We start from the raw sequence: 16,539 nt of genomic DNA on the forward strand, positions 1-16,539 counted from the left end.
ATGCAGAAGGACTACCCCTACGCGCTGATCCAGTTCTACGTGACCGGGCCCTACGACTGCTCCTACCTGCCCGAAGAGCGTGCCCGCTCGCAGGTTGCCACGCCCAACCATGTGATCGACACCCCGATCTACTCCGAGTTGGTGCGCAACGGCTTTCGCCGCAGCGGGGTATTCACCTATCGCCCCTATTGCGACCACTGCCAGGCCTGCGTGCCGGTGCGCATTCCGGTCGAGCGCTTTTGCGCCAACCGCACCCAGCGCCGTGCCGCAGCGCGGCATTCGGCGCTGACCGTCAGCGAACGTCCGCTCGGCTTCGATGACGAGCACTACGCGCTCTACCAGCGCTATCAGGAGCGCCGCCATGCCGGCGGCGGCATGGACCAGGACAGCCGCGAGCAGTACGCCCATTTCCTGCTGCAAAGCCATATCGACACCCGCCTCGTCGAGTTCCGCGAGGCCGGCCAGCTGCGCATGGTGTGCATCATCGACCGTCTCACCGACGGCCTGTCGAGCGTCTACACCTACTACGACCCCGACGTGCCCGGCGCCAGCTACGGCACCTGGGGGGTGCTGTGGCAGATCGAAGTGTGCCGCGCGCTCGATCTGCCCTACCTCTACCTGGGCTACTGGATCCGCGACAGCCGCAAGATGGCCTACAAGGCACACTTCAAACCGCTGGAGGGACGCGTCGGCGGGCATTGGCAGACGCTGGACGACAGCATTCTCGCCTGACGCAGCGCACCAATCGGAGCAGCGGTAGAGTAAAATCCGCCGATGCTCTACGACCTGATCCGATCCGTCTTCTTCGCCATGGATGCCGAGCGTGCGCACGGCCTCGGCATGACCGCACTGCGCCTCGGCGGCCAACTGCTGCCGCCCGCCACCCCGCTGCCGGCCATGCCCACCGAGGTGATGGGCATCACCTTCCCCAATCGCGTCGGCCTCGCAGCCGGGCTGGACAAGAACGGCGAGGCCATCGACGGCCTGGCGCGCATCGGTTTCGGCTTTCTCGAGATCGGCACGGTCACGCCGCGCCCGCAGCCGGGCAATCCCAAGCCGCGCCTGTTCCGGCTCCCGGAGGTCGAGGGCATCATCAACCGCATGGGCTTCAACAACCATGGTGTCGATGCGCTGGTGGCCAACGTCAAGGCGGCGAAGTACCGCGGCGTGCTGGGCATCAACATCGGCAAGAATTTCGACACGCCGATCGAACGGGCCGTCGATGACTACCTCGCCTGTCTCGACAAGGTCTATGCGCTGGCCAGCTACGTGACGGTGAACATTTCCTCGCCCAACACCAAGAACCTGCGCGCACTGCAAGGCGCCTCGGAGCTCGACGCCCTGCTCGGCCCGCTTAAGGCGGCGCAGGAACGCCTCGCCGACCGGCATGGCAAGCAGGTGCCGCTGGCGCTCAAGATCGCCCCGGACCTCGACGACGACCAGATCGCCCAGATCGCCGACGCCGTGCGTCGCCACCGTTTCGAGGCGATCATCGCCACCAACACCACCATCGCCCGCGAGGCGGTGCAGGGCCTGCGCCATGGCGACGAGACCGGCGGCCTGTCGGGCGGACCGGTGCGCGAGGCGAGCACCCGCGTGATCCGCGCCCTGGCCGGCCGGCTCGGCGGCGAGGTGCCGATCATCGGTGTCGGCGGCATCCTCGACGGCGCCGGTGCGCGCGAGAAGATCGAGGCCGGCGCCCGCCTGGTGCAGATCTACAGCGGCCTGATCTACCACGGCCCGCGCCTGATCCGCGACTGTGTCGCCGCCACCGATCGGCACTATTGACCGGAACGGAAGACATATACCTATAACCGTCGCGGGGTTGAGCGGCATCACCCCACAGGGGATAATCCCACGGTTCAACAAGAGCGGCTTGGCATGAGCAGCTATCTATTCGTGATTCTCGGTGCAGTCCTGGTCAACAACGTGGTGCTGGTGCGCATCCTCGGCCTGTGCCCGTTCATGGGGGTCTCCAAGAAACTCGAGACCGCCATCGGCATGGGTGCGGCCACCACCTTCGTGCTCACCCTGGGCAGCGGCACCAGCTACCTGATCGACCACTACCTGCTGGTCCCCAACGATCTGGCCTACCTGCGCACGCTGTCCTTCATCGTCGTCATCGCCGCCATCGTCCAGCTCACCGAGCTGGTGATCCACAAGACCAGCCCGCTGCTGCACCAGGTGCTGGGCATCTACCTGCCGCTGATCACCACCAACTGCGCGGTGCTCGGCGTGCCGCTGCTCAACGTCGGCCTACGCCACGATCTGTTCGAGTCGCTGCTCTTCGGCTTCGGCAGTTCAGTCGGCTTCACACTGGCCCTGGTGCTGTTCGCCGGCATCCGCGAACGGCTCGACGGCGCCGACGTACCCGCCCCTTTCAAAGGCACCGCCATCGCCATGATCACCGCCGGCCTGATGAGCCTGGCCTTCATGGGCTTTGCCGGCCTGGACCGCTTCCAGTGACCGATCTTTCCACCCCGTCCGTGCGCACAGACGCCCTGCCATGCTGACCGCCCTCCTCGTCATGACCGGTATCGCGCTCGTGCTGGGCGCGGCGCTGGGCTTTGCCGCCATCTTCTTCAAGGTCGAAGGCGACCCGCTGGTCGACAACATCGACGCCATCCTGCCGCAAACCCAATGCGGCCAGTGCGGCTACCCCGGTTGCCGGCCCTACGCCGAGGCGATTGCCAACGGTGAGGCCGACATCAACCAGTGCCCGCCGGGCGGCGAGGAAGGCATCCGCCATCTGGCCGATCTGCTCGGGCGCGAGTTCAAACCGCTCGATGAAGAACACGGCGTCGAAAAACCCAAGTCGGTGGCGGTCATCGACGAGCAGATCTGCATCGGCTGCACCCTGTGCATCCAGGCCTGCCCGGTCGACGCCATCGTCGGCGCCGCCAAGCAGATGCACACGGTGGTCGAATCCGAATGCACCGGCTGCGAACTGTGCGTGGCACCCTGCCCGGTCGATTGCATCACCATGGAACCGCTGAAGGAAACCGTGAAGACCTGGAAGTGGAAATACCCGGTCATCCAGATCAAGGATGCCGCATGATCGCCGGTCTGTTCCGCTTCAAGGGCGGCATCAAGCCCGACACCCATAAAAACGCCTCCGCCGGCGCACCGATCCAGGCGGCGCCGATGCCCGCCCGGCTGGTGGTCCCGCTGCTCCAGAGCCCGCGCGCCACCGCCCGCTGCATCGTCGAGCCGGGCCAGAAAGTGCTCAAGGGCGAGCGCATCGGTCTGCCCGACGGGCCGCTCAGCACCGCGGTGCATGCACCCACCTCGGGCACGGTGGTCGACGTGGCGCCGCATGCCATGGCCCACCCCTCGGGTCTGGAGACGCCCTGCGTGGTGATCGAACCCGACGGCGAAGACCGCTGGGTCGAGCGCCGGCCCCTCGACCTGGACAGCACCGGCCCGACCGAGGCGCTCGACTGGCTGCGCGATCACGGCATCGTCGGCCTGGGTGGTGCCACCTTCCCCAGCCACATCAAGGCCCGCGCCGGTGCCGGCATCGAGACCCTGATCCTCAACGGCGCCGAGTGCGAACCGTGGATCACCTGCGACGACCGCCTGATGCGCGAGCGGGCCGACGGCATCGTCGCCGGCGCGCTGATTCTCAAGCGCCTGACCGGTGCGCGCGAGATCGTCTTCGGCGTCGAAGACAACAAGCCGCAGGCCATCGAGGCCCTGCGCGCCGCCATCCATGGCCTGGCTGGCGACATCACCGTGATTCCCGTGCCGTCGTTGTATCCGGCCGGCGGCGAAAAGCAGTTGATCCGCGTGCTCACCGGTATCGAGATCCCGCACGGCAAGCTCGGCGGCGATTTCGGCGTGCAGTGCTTCAACGTCGGCACCGCCTACGCCGTCCATCGCGCCATCGCCCATGGCGAAGCGCTGGTGTCGCGGGTCATGACGGTCACCGGCAATGTCGAAAAACCGGGCAACTTCGAGGTACTGATCGGCACCCCGGTCGAGGACCTGCTGGCGCTGGGCAAACCCAAGGCGGACACCGATCGCGTCCTGATGGGCGGCCCGATGATGGGCTTCGAATTGCCGCGCCTCGACGTGCCGGCCACCAAGGCCACCAACTGCCTGATTGCCGCCTCGCCGGCCCTCTTCCCGCCGCCGCCGCCGGAGATGAACTGCATCCGCTGCGGCGCCTGTGCACGCGCCTGCCCGGCCGAGCTGCAACCCTTCGAACTCTACTGGTTCTCGCGCGCCAAGAACTTCGGCAAGGCGCAGGAATACCACCTGTTCGACTGCATCGAATGCGGCTGCTGCTCCTACGTGTGCCCCTCGCAGATCCGCCTGGTCGATTACTTCCGCTTCGCCAAGGGCGAAATCTGGGCCCGCGAGCGCGAAAAGAGTGCAGCCGACGCGGCGCGCGAGCGCTTCGAATTCCGCAACGAGCGCCAGGCCCGCGAAAAACGCGAAAAGGCCGAGAAGCTCGCCGCCAAGGCCGCCGCCACCAAGGCCAAGCTGGCCGCTCAGGCGGCTGAGGCGCCGGCCGCCACCGAGGCCGCCACCGAGGCCGCCTCGGCCGATGACGCCAAACGCGCCCTGATCGCCGCGGCGCTCGAGCGCGCCCGCGCGCAAAAGGCCGAGGTGCTGCCCAAGAACACCGACAACCTGACGCCCGAACAGGCTGCCCAGGTGGCCGAGGCCGACGCGCGCCGCGCGGCCAAGGCCGAGCAGAACGCCGCCACCGACGCGCCGGAATCGCATTGATGCTGACCTCTCCCTTCGTCCGCCAACCCACCAGCGTGCAGCAGGTGATGTTCACCGTGCTGGTCGCGCTGCTGCCGGCCATCGGTCTCTACGTGTGGCAGTTCGGCCCCGGCATCGTGGTCAACATCGCCCTCGCCACGCTCGCCGCCGTCGCCGCCGAGGCGGCGATCCTCAAGCTGCGCAAGAAGCCGGTCGGCCTGTATGTGTCGGATCTGTCGGCGGTGGTCACCGCCTGGCTGATTGCGCTGACCTTTCCCACCATTCTGCCGGCGTGGATCCTCATCCTCGCCACGGTGCTGTCCATCGTCGCGGTCAAGCACCTCTATGGCGGGCTCGGGCAGAACCCCTTCAACCCGGCCATGGCCGCCTATTGCCTGATGATCGTCGCCTACCCCTCGGCCATGTCGCAGTGGCCGGCGGCCGGTTGGATGGACCTGGGCACCCATCTGCAACTGATCGGCGGCGGCTCGATCGACGCCATGACCGGCGCCACCCCGCTCGACGCACTGCGCACCGGGCTGCACACCGGCTCGCCGGTGGGCGACATCCTGGCCCGCGACAGCTTCGGGCTGGCCGGCGGTCGCGGCTGGGAATGGATCGGCCTGGGCTACCTGGCCGGCGGCCTGTTCCTGATCCAGCGCCGCGTCATCACCTGGCATCTGCCCACCGCCTTCCTCGCCGCCCTGGCCGTGATCGCCGGGCTATTCTGGATGGCCAACCCGGCGCACTACGCCTCGCCACTCTTCCACCTGGCCAGCGGCGGCAGCCTGCTGGCGGCCTTCTTCATCGTCACCGATCCGGTCTCCGGCGCCACCACGCCGCGCGGCAAGCTCCTCTTTGCCGCCGGCGTCGCGCTCATCACCTACCTGATCCGCAACTTCGGCGCCTACCCCGACGGCATCGCCTTCGCCGTGCTGCTGATGAACCTGTGCGTGCCGCTGATCGACATGAAGACCCAGCCACGCGTTTTCGGCCACAAGGGAGAGTGAGCGCGTGAGCACCGAATACACCGCCGTCCGCACCTCGATCCGCACCGCGTCGATCCTGACTCTGTTCGCCGTGCTGTTCACCGCGGCCATGGCGCTGACCTACCGCTACACCAAGCCGGACATCGACGCCGCCGTCGCCGAGGTCAAGCGCAAGCTGATCGCCGAGGTGCTGGCGCCCGGGCGCTACGACAACGCCTTGCTGGAGGACACGATCACGGTGCTGGCGCCGGACGCGCTCGGCGTGGACGAAGGCAGTCTGGTCTATCGTGCGCGCAAGAACGGCGAACCGGTGGCGCTGATCGTCGAGGCCCGCGCGCCCGACGGCTACGGCGGCGCCATCGATCTGGTGGTGGCGGTCGGTGCCGACGGTCGGCTGACCGGCGTGCGCGCCACCCAGTACAAGGAAACCCCGGGCCTGGGCGACTACATCGATCCGCGCAAGGATCCGAACAAGGCCAGCCCGTGGATCGACCAGTTCGTCGGCCGCAGCACCCAGGCGGGCAGCACCGCCACCTGGAAGGTGCGCAAGGACGGCGGTGATTTCGACGCCCGCGCCGGCGCCACCATCAGCGCCCGTGCGGTGATCGGCGCAACCGCGCGCGCGCTGGCCTATGCCGAGGCCAATCAGGCGCGTCTGTTCGATGCCAAGACCGGCGAGCGCCTCGCCACCACCGGAGGATCCGCACAATGAGCGCCTTCCATCGAGACACCTGGGTCAACGGCCTGTGGAAGCAGAACCCCGGCCTGGTCCAGTTGCTGGGCCTGTGCCCGATCCTGGCGGTGAGCACCACCATGGTCAACGCCGTCAGCCTCGGACTGGCCACCATCCTGGTGATGGCGCTGGCCAACCTGTCGGTGGCGATCCTGCGTAACTTCATTCCCTACGAGATCCGCATCCCGGTGTTCATCCTGGTGATCGCCTCGCTGGTGACGGTGGTCGACCTGCTCTTCAATGCCTACCTGCATGAGTTGTATCTGGTGCTGGGCATCTTCATTCCGCTGATCGTCACCAACTGCATCGTGCTGGCACGCATCGAGGCCTTCGCCGCCAAGAACGATCCGTTGGTGTCGACCTTCGACGGCATCGCCCAGGGCGTCGGCCTGCTGCTGGTGCTGGCGGTGCTGGGCACCCTGCGCGAGCTGATCGGCGCCGGCACCGTGTTCGGCGGCATCGACCTGATCGTCGAAGGCGCGTCGGCCATCAAGGTACTCGGCGAGGGCTACCCCGGCTTCCTGATCGCCATCCTGCCGCCGGGCGCCTTTTTCGCGCTCGGCTGCCTGATCGCCGCCTACAACTGGATCAACAGCCGTGCCGCCGCCCGCAAGCGCGCAACGCCGGCACCAGTGGTCCCGGGCGACGCCGTGGCGGAGCACTGACCCCGGCATGCCACGCCCGATGAGCAAGGCCGCCATCGCCGAGATGTTCACGCGATTCCAGGCGGCCAATCCGCACCCGCAGACCGAACTCGAATACGCTTCGCCCTATCAGCTGCTGGTGGCGGTCGTTCTGTCGGCGCAGGCCACCGACAAGGGCGTAAACATCGCCACCCGCAAGCTGTTCGCCGCCGCGCCCACGCCCGAGGCCATGGTCACGCTCGGCGAGGTCGGCGTGACCGAACACATCAAGACCATCGGCCTGTTCCGCAACAAGGCCAAGAACGTGGTGGCGCTCTCCTACCTGCTGCTCGAGCGCCACGGCGGCGAGGTGCCCGCTGATCGCGATGCGCTCACCGCCCTGCCCGGCGTCGGCCGCAAGACTGCCAACGTGGTGCTCAACACCGTTTTCCGCCAGCCGACCATGGCGGTCGACACCCACATCTTCCGCCTCGCCAACCGCACCGGCCTGGCCGCCGGCAAGAATGTCGACGCGGTCGAGGCAGCGCTGCTGCGGCGCGTGCCCAAACCCTATCTGCTCGACGCCCATCACTGGCTGATTCTGCACGGTCGCTATGTGTGCACCGCGCGCCGGCCGGCCTGCGGCCGCTGCCTGGTGCGCGATCTGTGCAATTTCCCCGACAAGACCGATCGCCCTGAGCCCGGAGCGCCCGACCATGTTTGACCCGACCCGAGACCAGGCCCGTCGCTTCTTCATCGAGGCCTGGCGCAAGCAGCGCGAAGGCAGCGTCCTGACGCCGCTCGAAAGCATGGTGGTGGATATCGTCCAGCAGCACCCCGAATACCAGCCACTGCTGGAGGATACGGATGCGGTCGACCACGACTTCGCGCCCGAGGACGGGCAGGTCAACCCTTTCCTGCATCTGTCGCTGCATCTGGCGATCGAAGAGCAGCTGTCGATCAACCAGCCGCCGGGCCTCAAACCCGCCTTCGCCCAGTTGCAGCTGCGCAGGGGAAACCGGCACGACGCTTTGCACGACGTGCTCGAATGCCTCGGCGAGGTGATGTGGAAAGCCCAGCGCGACCGTCAGCCGCCGGACGGCGCGGCCTATGTGCAGGCCGTGCGCAAACGCGCCGGCCTCGAGTGATATCCCCGAAGACCGGCGCCCGCCTCAACGCTTGACGTACAGCCCCTCCTGGGCGGCGTAATAGGCCGCCAGATCCGCCATGTCGGCCGGACTCAGGTTCTCGACCTGGGCCGTCATGATCGGATTCTTGCGATGCCCGGCCTTGTAGTCCTTCAAGGCACGCAGCAGATAGTCCTCATGCTGGCCGGCGAGCTTCGGGAAATCCGGCGCCACGCTCTCCCCGGTCTGGCCATGACAGGCCGCGCATACGGCCGACTTTTCCTTGCCGGCGGCAACATCTCCCGCCATCGCCGAGGACATCGGCAAAACCACGGCGGCAAGCCCCGCCAACCACACCGATCGACGGATCGTCATTTTTCCCCTCCGTAGTAGGCGGCCAGATCGGCCATGTCCTGCTCGCTCAGACTGGCGGCGATGGCCTGCATCGACGGGTGACTGCGGTCACCCGATTTATAGGCCATCAAGGCCTGGACGATGTAGGCCGGGTGTTGTCCGCCAAGCTTGGGCACGTGATAGACCACGGGAAATGCCGTCCGGTAGCCGGGGATGCCATGACAGCCGATGCACATGGATATTTTGCTTTTTGCGGCATCGGCATTACCTTCGAGTGCCCAAGCGGGCACACAGGCGACGGCCAGGGCGGCCGCCATGAAAATACGTCGTCCCTGCATGGAGACTCCTCTGTTGGGTTGGGGGTTGGGGCAACGACGCGTTGATTCTAAGGGCAGCTTTCCGATGCATGCAAACCATTCTCGTTTCGCTGCATTGCACCAAATGGCGCGCAAAATCAGTCGTTTCCGATACTGCGCCGTCGTCGACGGCGCAGTATCCCGGCATCAGCGCCTATGACGCGCGCGTGCCGCCCCCATCATTCCCAAGACCCCCAGCAGCAACCACGCGGTCGAAGGCTCGGGAATCGCACGGACGAACGCCAGTCCGAGGATCTCGTGGGCCACGGTGGTCGGATGCACCCCGTCCCAGAACAAGGTCGTCGTCTGAAGCGCCGGTGTCGTCACGCAGGCCATGCTGTCGAGACAGGCGTTCGTGACATTGTTGAAACCGAAATCCCCCGGACGGTCCAGCACCTGGGCGAGGAAGTTCGAGGTGTCGAACTGGATGAAACTGGCGTCCGGCAGGCTCAGGCCCAGGCTCATGATCTCGGCATCCAGCAGCGCGTTGAAGGCCTGCGACACGCCGCTCATGGTGGCCGCCAACGGCGTGCCGAGAAACTCGGGCGTGCGGCCCAGATCCGGCATGTTGGGCACGAAGAAGCTGCGCGCGCCCAGACCGTAGAGACCACTGATCACCGAACCGATGTTCGCCGCCGACATGGCGGGCGTCATGGTCGGCTCGAAGAAATCGTTGGGCCCGCCCCACACCATGTACAACGCACTGGCATCGGCGGCCGCGCCGCCGAGGCTCGCCGCAAACATGCCCAGCTGTGCCCCCATGCCGGTCCCGTTGAGGCCGAGGCTCCACAGGTAGCTGTCGTTGCCGGCCAGGTCGGTGCCGGTCTTGGCGCCGCCGAAGGCGAAGTCGGTCAGCCCGATGCCGAGTGCGCCGGCCATGTATTCGGCGGCCACCGGACCGTTGCTGAAGCGGCCGCCGACATAGGGCGCGGGCGGGACCGCTCCGCCGGTGAGGGCCGATACGTTGCCGTTGTCGGACAGACTGTCGCCGATGACCACCAGCGACGACCAGCCGGCGTTCGCCATGCCGCACACGACCGACAGCATTAGTGCAGCACTTGCTTGACGCATTCTCTTCATGATGAAACGTCTCCTTGCCATGGTTTTGTTATGGACGTACGGCGCCCCCTGCAACACCGGTACATGCGCAACTTAGCCGTCGCCGGGCGAGAAATCAAACACTCGTTCGATTCTGACAAGCCCTGGTGCGGCGCATATAATCGACGGTCCGACCAACCGCACCCGACAGGCTCTCCCATGCGATTCGACGGCAGCGACAGCTATGTCGCCACAGACGACCTGAAACTGGCGGTAAACGCCGCGATCACCCTGCAACGCCCCTTGCTCATCAAGGGTGAGCCGGGCACCGGCAAGACCATGCTGGCCGAGGAAATGGCCGCCGCGCTGGGCCTGCCCTTGCTGCAGTGGCACATCAAGTCCACCACCAAGGCCCAGCACGGGCTCTACGAATACGACGCCGTCTCACGCCTGCGCGATTCGCAGCTGGGCGACGACAAAGTCAAGGACATCGCCAACTACATCGTCAAGGGCGTGCTGTGGCAAGCCTTCGAGCTGGACACGCCCTGCGTGGTGCTGATCGACGAGATCGACAAGGCCGACATCGAATTCCCCAACGACCTGCTGCGCGAACTCGACCGCATGGAATTCCATGTCTATGAAACGCGCCAGACCATCACCGCGCGCCAACGGCCGATCGTCGTCATCACCTCCAACAACGAAAAGGAACTGCCCGACGCCTTCCTGCGCCGCTGCTTCTTCCACTACATCCAGTTTCCCGACGCCGACACCATGCAGCGCATCGTCGACGTGCACTTCCCCGCCCTCAAACCGGCGCTGCTGAAAGAGGCCCTGGAAGTGTTCTTCGGCCTGCGCAGCATTCCCGGCCTCAAAAAGAAGCCCTCCACCTCGGAATTGATCGACTGGCTCAAACTGCTGGTGGCCGAAGACCTGCCGCCCGAGGCGCTCCATGCCCGCGGCGACCAGGCCGTGCTACCCCCCTTGCACGGCGCCCTGCTGAAGAACGAGCAGGACGTGCATCTGTACGAACGCCTCGCCTTCATGGCCAAGCGCAACCGCTGACCCGTTTTCCGTAAAACGTCGAGACACCGCATGAAAGTCCTGCTCTTCGCCATCGGCACCGCCGTGATGCCGATCCTCATGGTCTTCGGCTTTGGCATCTACATCGCGTCCAGACAGCCCGTCCCGCCGCCGCTGATCATCCCGGGCAGCGCCGGCCTGACGCTCGGCCTCGTCACCTTGGTCGGCTTCCTCGCCTGCATCGTCGGCCTGCATCGCGCCTTCATGGCGCGCCAGCGCGCCCGCCAGGACAGCAACGACGCCTGATCGGCGCCGCCCCTGCTATGCTTTCATCACGAAGGCATGAGGAGCGCAGGGGTGGATGGCATCTTCATCAGCTATCGGCGGGACGATTCGGCCGGCTATGCCGGCCGCCTCTATGATCGGCTGGCGGGCCACTTCGGCCCGGACCGGGTGTTCATGGATGTCGAAGGCATCGAGCCGGGCACCGATTTCGTCAATGCCATCGAAAGCGCCGTCGCCTCCTGCCGTGTCCTGATCGTCCTGATCGGCGACGAATGGCTCACCGCCACCGACGCGCGCGGCCGGCGACGGCTCGACGACCCGCATGACTTCATCCGCCTCGAAACCCGCGCCGCCCTGGCGCGCGACATTCGTGTCGTGCCCGTCCTGCTCGACCGCGCGACCATGCCGACGCAGGAGGACCTGCCCGACGACCTGCACCCCTTGGTCCGACGTCAGGCCGTCGAACTCAATCACAAGCAATGGGAAGCGACCTCCAAGGATCTGATCCACACGCTGGAGAAGATCCTCGCCAGCACCGACGCCGCTGACGCCGCCCCGCCGCCGGCCACAACACCCGCACCCGCGCCCACCACCCCACCCGCCCCCCCAGCGAGCACAGCGCCGGCCACGCCGCACGTGGCCAGCCGCCGGCCCTGGTGGGGCGCCCTGGCGGCGCTGCTCGTGGTAGCCGCCCTCGTCGGCGTGTGGAGCTGGTGGCCGCCCGCCTCGCAGACGCCCCCACCACCGCCGGCACCCGGCGACGCATCGCCCAGCCCCTCGGCACCGGCCGCCGCCCCGCCAGCCGCGGCGCATCTGGTTGCCGATCAGACCGACGCCGGCTTCGCACCCACCGAAGCGGGCCAGCGCAGCCACCAGGAAGTCCGCCTGCGCAACACCGGCGATGCGGCCGCGGACATCGCCTCAACACTGGAGGACCCGGACGGCGTCTTCAAGATCCTTGTCGACACCTGCGGCAACAGCCTGCGCCCTGGCGCCGGCTGCAGCTACACCCTCGCCTTCGCGCCCGTCAAACCGGGGCGCTATACCGGCCGCCTGAGCGTCACACCGGCCGGCGGCGAGGCAATCACATGGCCCTTGACGGCGCAGGCCGACGCCCCGCCAGCGCCCGCAGTCACACCCGCGCCGCCGCCGACACCCCCCGTAGCCGCCCGGCCGACCCCCGAACCCGCGCCCACGCCACCGCCCGCCCCCGAGCCGCCGCGCATCCTCAGCCTCGAGGCACGCCCCGACACCGGAGGCGTCACCGTCTGCTACCGGGTTCAGAACAGCACCCGACTCACGCTGACGCCCCGCCCGGGCGAGCTGCCCGACGACGCGCGCAACTGCATCAAGGTGCCGCTGGCCGACGCGGCCACCCTGACCCTCAATGCCAGCGGCCCGGGCGGCAGCGTCCAGCGCAGCGTACGGGCCACGCCGCTACCCGCACCGGCCCCGTCCGCCCACCCGCGCCCGGGCGACACCTGGATCTACCGCAGCCGCGGCAAATGGCCGACCAGCCCGGCCCGCACGCTGCAATTCACCACCGACCGGGTCGACGGCTCGGTTGTCTACGAAACCCTGACCGTGCTCGCCCCCAAGACCGGCACACCGGTTCAGCGCCGATCGCCGGGCCCTCGGGCGACGATGGTCAATTGGGGCGACATCGGCTGGGAGTTCAGCCCGTGGCTGGGCGCTTTCGACCTGCCCGAAGGATCGCGCAGCTGGCGTGACATCGACACCCCGCCGCTGGAAGGCCAGTGGCGCGACTGGAGCACGGTGGCCGAGGTCGACGGCCGTGAGCGCATCCGGGTACCGGCCGGCAGCTTCGACACGGTGCGGCTCGAGGTGTGGAGTACCCGCCGGCCCACCGGCGGGCCGGCCCTGCGCGATGTCGAGCCGACCACCGTTCACTTCGATATCTGGTACGCGCCCGAGGCCAAGCGCTATGTGAAGATGGTGCGCACCACCAAGGCGCCGAGCAATGCCGAGATCGAAAAGGATGTCTTCGAACTGGTGGAGATCCGTGCGCGCTGAGAACGAGTGAAGGGGCCGTCGCGAGCAAGGCCGCATTTGGCTATTGCACGAGCGAACGACGCGACATATCAGCCAGATGGGCGAGAAGAGCGCGATTGAATTGCGCTGCACTCGGCACACGCGGTCGATAGATTCACACGCTCCGAGCGCTCGACAGCGGCCCGGGCGGGCGGCATCATGAAAACCCCTGCTTTCGGACGCCCGTCGTGCTGATCCCGTTTTTCCTCCATCTTCGCAAACACAAGCTGCCGGTCTCGACCAAGGAATTCCTGACCTTGCTCGACGGGCTCCGGCTGCGCGTGTGCGGGCATTCCATCGACGATTTCTACGCCTTCTCGCGCACCTGCCTGATCAAGGACGAGAGCCATTACGACCGTTTCGACCAGGCCTTCGGCAGCTATTTCAAGGGCATCACCGAGATCCCGGGGCTGGACGTGGATCTGCCCGAAGACTGGCTCAAGGCGCTGAGCACCCGTCACTTGAGCGCGGAGGAAAAGGCCGCGCTCGAAAAGCTCGGCTGGGACAGCCTGATGGAGGAATTCAGGAAACGGCTCGAGGAGCAAAAAGGCCGCCACCAGGGCGGCAGCAAATGGGTCGGCACCGGCGGCAGCTCGCCTTTCGGCAACGCCGGCTATCACCCCGAGGGCATCCGGGTCGGCGGAGAATCGGCGGGCAATCGCACGGCGGTCAAGGTGTGGGAGAAGCGCGAGTTCCGCAACCTGGACGACAGCGTCGAGATCGGCACCCGCAACATCAAGGTGGCGCTGCGCCGGCTGCGGCGCTTCGCCCGCGAGGGGGCGGTCGAAGAGCTGGACCTGGACGGCACCATCTCTGCCACCGCACGCAATGCCGGCTGGCTCGATCTGCACATGCGCCCGGAGCGTCACAACGCGGTCAAGGTATTGATGTTCTTCGACATCGGCGGCTCGATGGACGACCACATCAAGGTCTGCGAAGAGCTGTTCTCGGCCAGCCGCACCGAATTCAAGCACCTGGAGTATTTCTACTTCCACAACTGCGTGTACGACCATGTGTGGCGCGACGCCTATCGCCGCCATTCGGAGCGCACGCCGACCCTGGACGTGATCCACACCTACGGGCCGGACTACAAGCTGATCTTCGTCGGCGACGCCACCATGAGTCCCTACGAGATCCTGCAACCCGGCGGCGCCATCGAGTACATGAACGACGAACCCGGCGCCGACTGGCTGCGCCGGCTGCTCGACACCTACCCCTCGGCCGCCTGGCTCAATCCGGAGCCTGAGCGGCTATGGGAGTACCGCCAGTCGATCCGCATCATCCGCGACATCATCGGCCAGGAGCGCATGTATCCGCTCACCCTCGACGGCCTCGGCCGGGCCATCAGCGCCCTGTCGAAGAAGCGTTAGCGACCGTCGGATCAATGTCCCAGCCCCTAAGTGCCCAGCCAGCCCCTGCGCAAGCGGCGGGCGAGCTCATCGGGACGCGCCACCGCTTCGAGCCGCGTCGGGCTATCGCCTTCGTCGAGCACCGCGTCGAAACACATCAGCTCGTCACGACGGAACACATGAAGGCGGACCGCATCGCCCGCAACCCGCCGGGCGAGCATGGGCTCCAGCGTGTCTGCGCTGACCTTTAGCCCGTCCAGCGCGATCAATGTGTCGCCGGCCGACAGCCCGGCGCGGTGCGCGGCCGACCCTTCATGCACGACCGCCAGACTGGCCGCCCCGCTTGAGCCGGACAAGCGTGCGCCGAGCGACGGCGCCTTGGGCGCATCGCGCACGGCCAGCACGCCGAACTTCTTGAGCCAGCGCGCCAGTGGCAGGTCGTCGGTGCCTCTCACCGCCTTGCGCAACCAGCGTGCTACGGCAGCGCCGCCCAGACGCGCCACCAGGTCGAATACGTCCGCCTCGGTGACGCCGACATCGGTCTGGCCATGGGCTTGCCACAGGGCACGCATCAGGTCGTCGAGGCTGCACTTGCCATCGCTGCCGATGCGCAGCTGCAGGTCCAGCGCCAGCGCGATCAGCGAGCCCTTGCTGTAGTAGCTGACGATGGCATTGGCGGCGTTCTCGTCCTGGCGGTAGTACTTGGTCCACGCATCGAAGGACGATTCGGCCACGCTCTGCTTGCGCCGCCCGCTACCCTTGTGCACCTGGGTGATGGTCTTGCCCAGCAGGCCCAGATAGTCTTCCGGCGAGATCACGCCACTGCGCACCAGGGCCAGATCGTCGTAGTAGGAGGTGAAGCCTTCGAACAGCCACAGCAGCGGCGTGTAGGTTTCCTGCGACAGATCGTAGGGAATGAACGCCGCCGGCCGGATGCGCTTGACGTTCCAGCTGTGGAAATACTCATGGCTGCACAGGCCGAGGAAGCGCCGGTAGCCCTCGGTCTGCCCCTCCATGCCATGGAAAGGCAGATCGTCGCGGCGCGTCAGCAAGGCGGTCGACGCGCGATGCTCCAGGCCGCCGTAGCCATCGCCCACCACCATGGTCAAAAACAGGTAGCGCGACATCGGCGGCGGCGCGCCGAACAGGTCGATCTGCCACTGGCAGATCCGCGTCAGGTCGTCGCACAGCCGGGCGACATCGCAATCCTGGCGCCCGGTGAGCACCACTTCATGGGGCACACCGCCGGCGGTGAAGCTGGCGAGCGCGAAATCGCCCATCTCGACCGGATGGTCGATCAGCTCGTCGTAGTTCTCTGCCGAATACCAGCCAAAGCCATGCCGGTGCGCCGCCCCGTCGATGCCCGCCGCCTCGCGCATCGCCGTCGCCACCCGCCAATTGCCGATGGCGTTGACCGGTGGCGGCTGAATGTCCACCAGGCACTGCCGGTCGGTTTGTCCCTCGACGGCAAGAAACACGCTGGTGCCGTTGAAGAAGCCGTGGGTCTGGTCCAGGTGGGCGGTGCGTACCGATAGGTCCCAGGCATAGACGGTGTAGGTCACCGTCAATGCAGCACCAGCCGGCACCCGGCCGGCCTGCCAGGTGTGCTTGTCCTGCTTGTCGAGCGTCACCGGCTTGCCCTCGGCCATCGCCGAGATCGTGACGATGTTCTTGGCGAAGTCACGCACCATGTAGCTGCCCGGGATCCAGGCTGGCAAGGACAGGCGCTGCCCGTCCGGTGCGGGCGAAGGAATTTCGCAGCTCACCGAAAACAGGTGGCCGGCGAGGTCGGCGGACGAAATCACATAGCGGATCGGGGCGGCGGTCATGCATCCATTCCAATGAGCGCCGGCGCGAGGCCGGCAGGCAATGAAAAAATGGCCGGCAAAAGCCGGCC

18 protein-coding genes are annotated in these 16,539 nt (G+C 66.9%); 14 read left to right on the forward strand and 4 right to left on the reverse strand.

All coding sequences use genetic code 11. The features are described 5' to 3' along the window. The 10 genes from I8J34_RS06005 (at position 1) to I8J34_RS06050 (ending at position 8,209) form a co-directional block, all read left to right on the forward strand. Positions 1-732 carry an arginyltransferase gene (locus I8J34_RS06005; RefSeq protein ID WP_214360482.1) on the forward strand — a complete coding sequence of 244 codons (732 nt, stop codon included), beginning with the start codon at positions 1-3 and terminating at the stop codon, positions 730-732. A 42-nt stretch (positions 733-774) separates the two neighbouring features. Further along, positions 775-1,788 carry a quinone-dependent dihydroorotate dehydrogenase gene (locus I8J34_RS06010; protein WP_214360483.1) on the forward strand — a complete coding sequence of 338 codons (1,014 nt, stop codon included), beginning with the start codon at positions 775-777 and terminating at the stop codon, positions 1,786-1,788. A 93-nt stretch (positions 1,789-1,881) separates the two neighbouring features. Further along, positions 1,882-2,466, forward strand: coding sequence for an electron transport complex subunit RsxA (gene rsxA, locus I8J34_RS06015; RefSeq protein WP_214360484.1), 585 nt, complete (start codon positions 1,882-1,884; stop codon positions 2,464-2,466). A gap of 40 nt (positions 2,467-2,506) precedes the next feature. Beyond that, positions 2,507-3,058 (forward strand): electron transport complex subunit RsxB, encoded by a 552-nt coding sequence (rsxB, locus tag I8J34_RS06020; RefSeq protein ID WP_214360485.1) that lies wholly within the window; start codon positions 2,507-2,509, stop codon positions 3,056-3,058. Then, positions 3,055-4,737 (forward strand): electron transport complex subunit RsxC, encoded by a 1,683-nt coding sequence (gene rsxC / locus I8J34_RS06025; RefSeq protein WP_214360486.1) that lies wholly within the window; start codon positions 3,055-3,057, stop codon positions 4,735-4,737. Before rsxB ends, rsxC begins: the two co-directional genes overlap by 4 nt. Beyond that, positions 4,737-5,726, forward strand: a complete 990-nt coding sequence (locus I8J34_RS06030; protein WP_214360487.1) for an RnfABCDGE type electron transport complex subunit D — start codon at positions 4,737-4,739, stop codon at positions 5,724-5,726. The genes rsxC and I8J34_RS06030 overlap by 1 nt, the downstream gene beginning before the upstream one ends. A 4-nt stretch (positions 5,727-5,730) precedes the next feature. Continuing rightward, positions 5,731-6,417: an electron transport complex subunit RsxG gene (rsxG, locus tag I8J34_RS06035; protein ID WP_214360488.1), complete on the forward strand. Its 687-nt coding sequence runs from the start codon at positions 5,731-5,733 to the stop codon at positions 6,415-6,417. Beyond that, positions 6,414-7,103 carry an electron transport complex subunit RsxE gene (rsxE, locus tag I8J34_RS06040; protein WP_214360489.1) on the forward strand — a complete coding sequence of 230 codons (690 nt, stop codon included), beginning with the start codon at positions 6,414-6,416 and terminating at the stop codon, positions 7,101-7,103. Before rsxG ends, rsxE begins: the two co-directional genes overlap by 4 nt. A gap of 19 nt (positions 7,104-7,122) precedes the next feature. Next, positions 7,123-7,785: an endonuclease III gene (gene nth, locus I8J34_RS06045; protein ID WP_214360641.1), complete on the forward strand. Its 663-nt coding sequence runs from the start codon at positions 7,123-7,125 to the stop codon at positions 7,783-7,785. Then, on the forward strand, positions 7,778-8,209 hold the full coding sequence (locus tag I8J34_RS06050) for a DUF1841 family protein (protein ID WP_214360490.1): 432 nt from the start codon (positions 7,778-7,780) through the stop codon (positions 8,207-8,209). The genes nth and I8J34_RS06050 overlap by 8 nt, the downstream gene beginning before the upstream one ends. Positions 8,210-8,233: 24 nt before the next feature. Here the strand turns inward: I8J34_RS06050 and I8J34_RS06055 are convergent, their stop codons facing one another. The 3 genes from I8J34_RS06055 to I8J34_RS06065 all read right to left on the reverse strand — a co-directional run bounded on the left by I8J34_RS06055 (position 8,234) and on the right by I8J34_RS06065 (position 9,978). Continuing rightward, positions 8,234-8,563: a c-type cytochrome gene (locus I8J34_RS06055; protein WP_214360491.1), complete on the reverse strand. Its 330-nt coding sequence runs from the start codon at positions 8,561-8,563 to the stop codon at positions 8,234-8,236. Further along, complete coding sequence (locus I8J34_RS06060) at positions 8,560-8,859, reverse strand: c-type cytochrome (protein ID WP_230411730.1); 300 nt, start codon at positions 8,857-8,859, stop codon at positions 8,560-8,562. Before I8J34_RS06060 ends, I8J34_RS06055 begins: the two co-directional genes overlap by 4 nt. Before the next feature lie 186 nt (positions 8,860-9,045). Continuing rightward, a complete protein-coding gene (locus I8J34_RS06065) occupies positions 9,046-9,978 on the reverse strand; it encodes an SGNH/GDSL hydrolase family protein (RefSeq protein ID WP_214360493.1) in 933 nt (310 codons plus the stop codon). Between the two features lie 177 nt (positions 9,979-10,155). Here I8J34_RS06065 and I8J34_RS06070 point away from each other — a divergent pair, with 177 nt between their 5' ends. The 4 genes from I8J34_RS06070 (at position 10,156) to I8J34_RS06085 (ending at position 14,663) form a co-directional block, all read left to right on the forward strand. Continuing rightward, positions 10,156-10,998 carry an AAA family ATPase gene (locus tag I8J34_RS06070; RefSeq protein WP_214360494.1) on the forward strand — a complete coding sequence of 281 codons (843 nt, stop codon included), beginning with the start codon at positions 10,156-10,158 and terminating at the stop codon, positions 10,996-10,998. 30 nt (positions 10,999-11,028) lie between these two features. After that, positions 11,029-11,262, forward strand: a complete 234-nt coding sequence (locus tag I8J34_RS06075) for a hypothetical protein (RefSeq protein ID WP_214360495.1) — start codon at positions 11,029-11,031, stop codon at positions 11,260-11,262. A gap of 51 nt (positions 11,263-11,313) precedes the next feature. Next, entirely contained in the window at positions 11,314-13,275 is a 1,962-nt protein-coding gene (locus tag I8J34_RS06080; protein ID WP_214360496.1) for a TIR domain-containing protein, read from the forward strand. A 206-nt stretch (positions 13,276-13,481) separates the two neighbouring features. Further along, a complete protein-coding gene (locus I8J34_RS06085; protein WP_214360497.1) occupies positions 13,482-14,663 on the forward strand; it encodes a vWA domain-containing protein in 1,182 nt (393 codons plus the stop codon). 26 nt (positions 14,664-14,689) lie between these two features. Here the strand turns inward: I8J34_RS06085 and I8J34_RS06090 are convergent, their stop codons facing one another. Next, on the reverse strand, positions 14,690-16,471 hold the full coding sequence (locus tag I8J34_RS06090) for a M61 family metallopeptidase (RefSeq protein ID WP_214360498.1): 1,782 nt from the start codon (positions 16,469-16,471) through the stop codon (positions 14,690-14,692). Positions 16,472-16,539 lie beyond the last annotated feature (68 nt).

It is taken from the genome of Denitromonas iodatirespirans (assembly GCF_018524365.1).
In the GTDB taxonomy this organism is placed as follows: domain Bacteria; phylum Pseudomonadota; class Gammaproteobacteria; order Burkholderiales; family Rhodocyclaceae; genus Nitrogeniibacter; species Nitrogeniibacter iodatirespirans.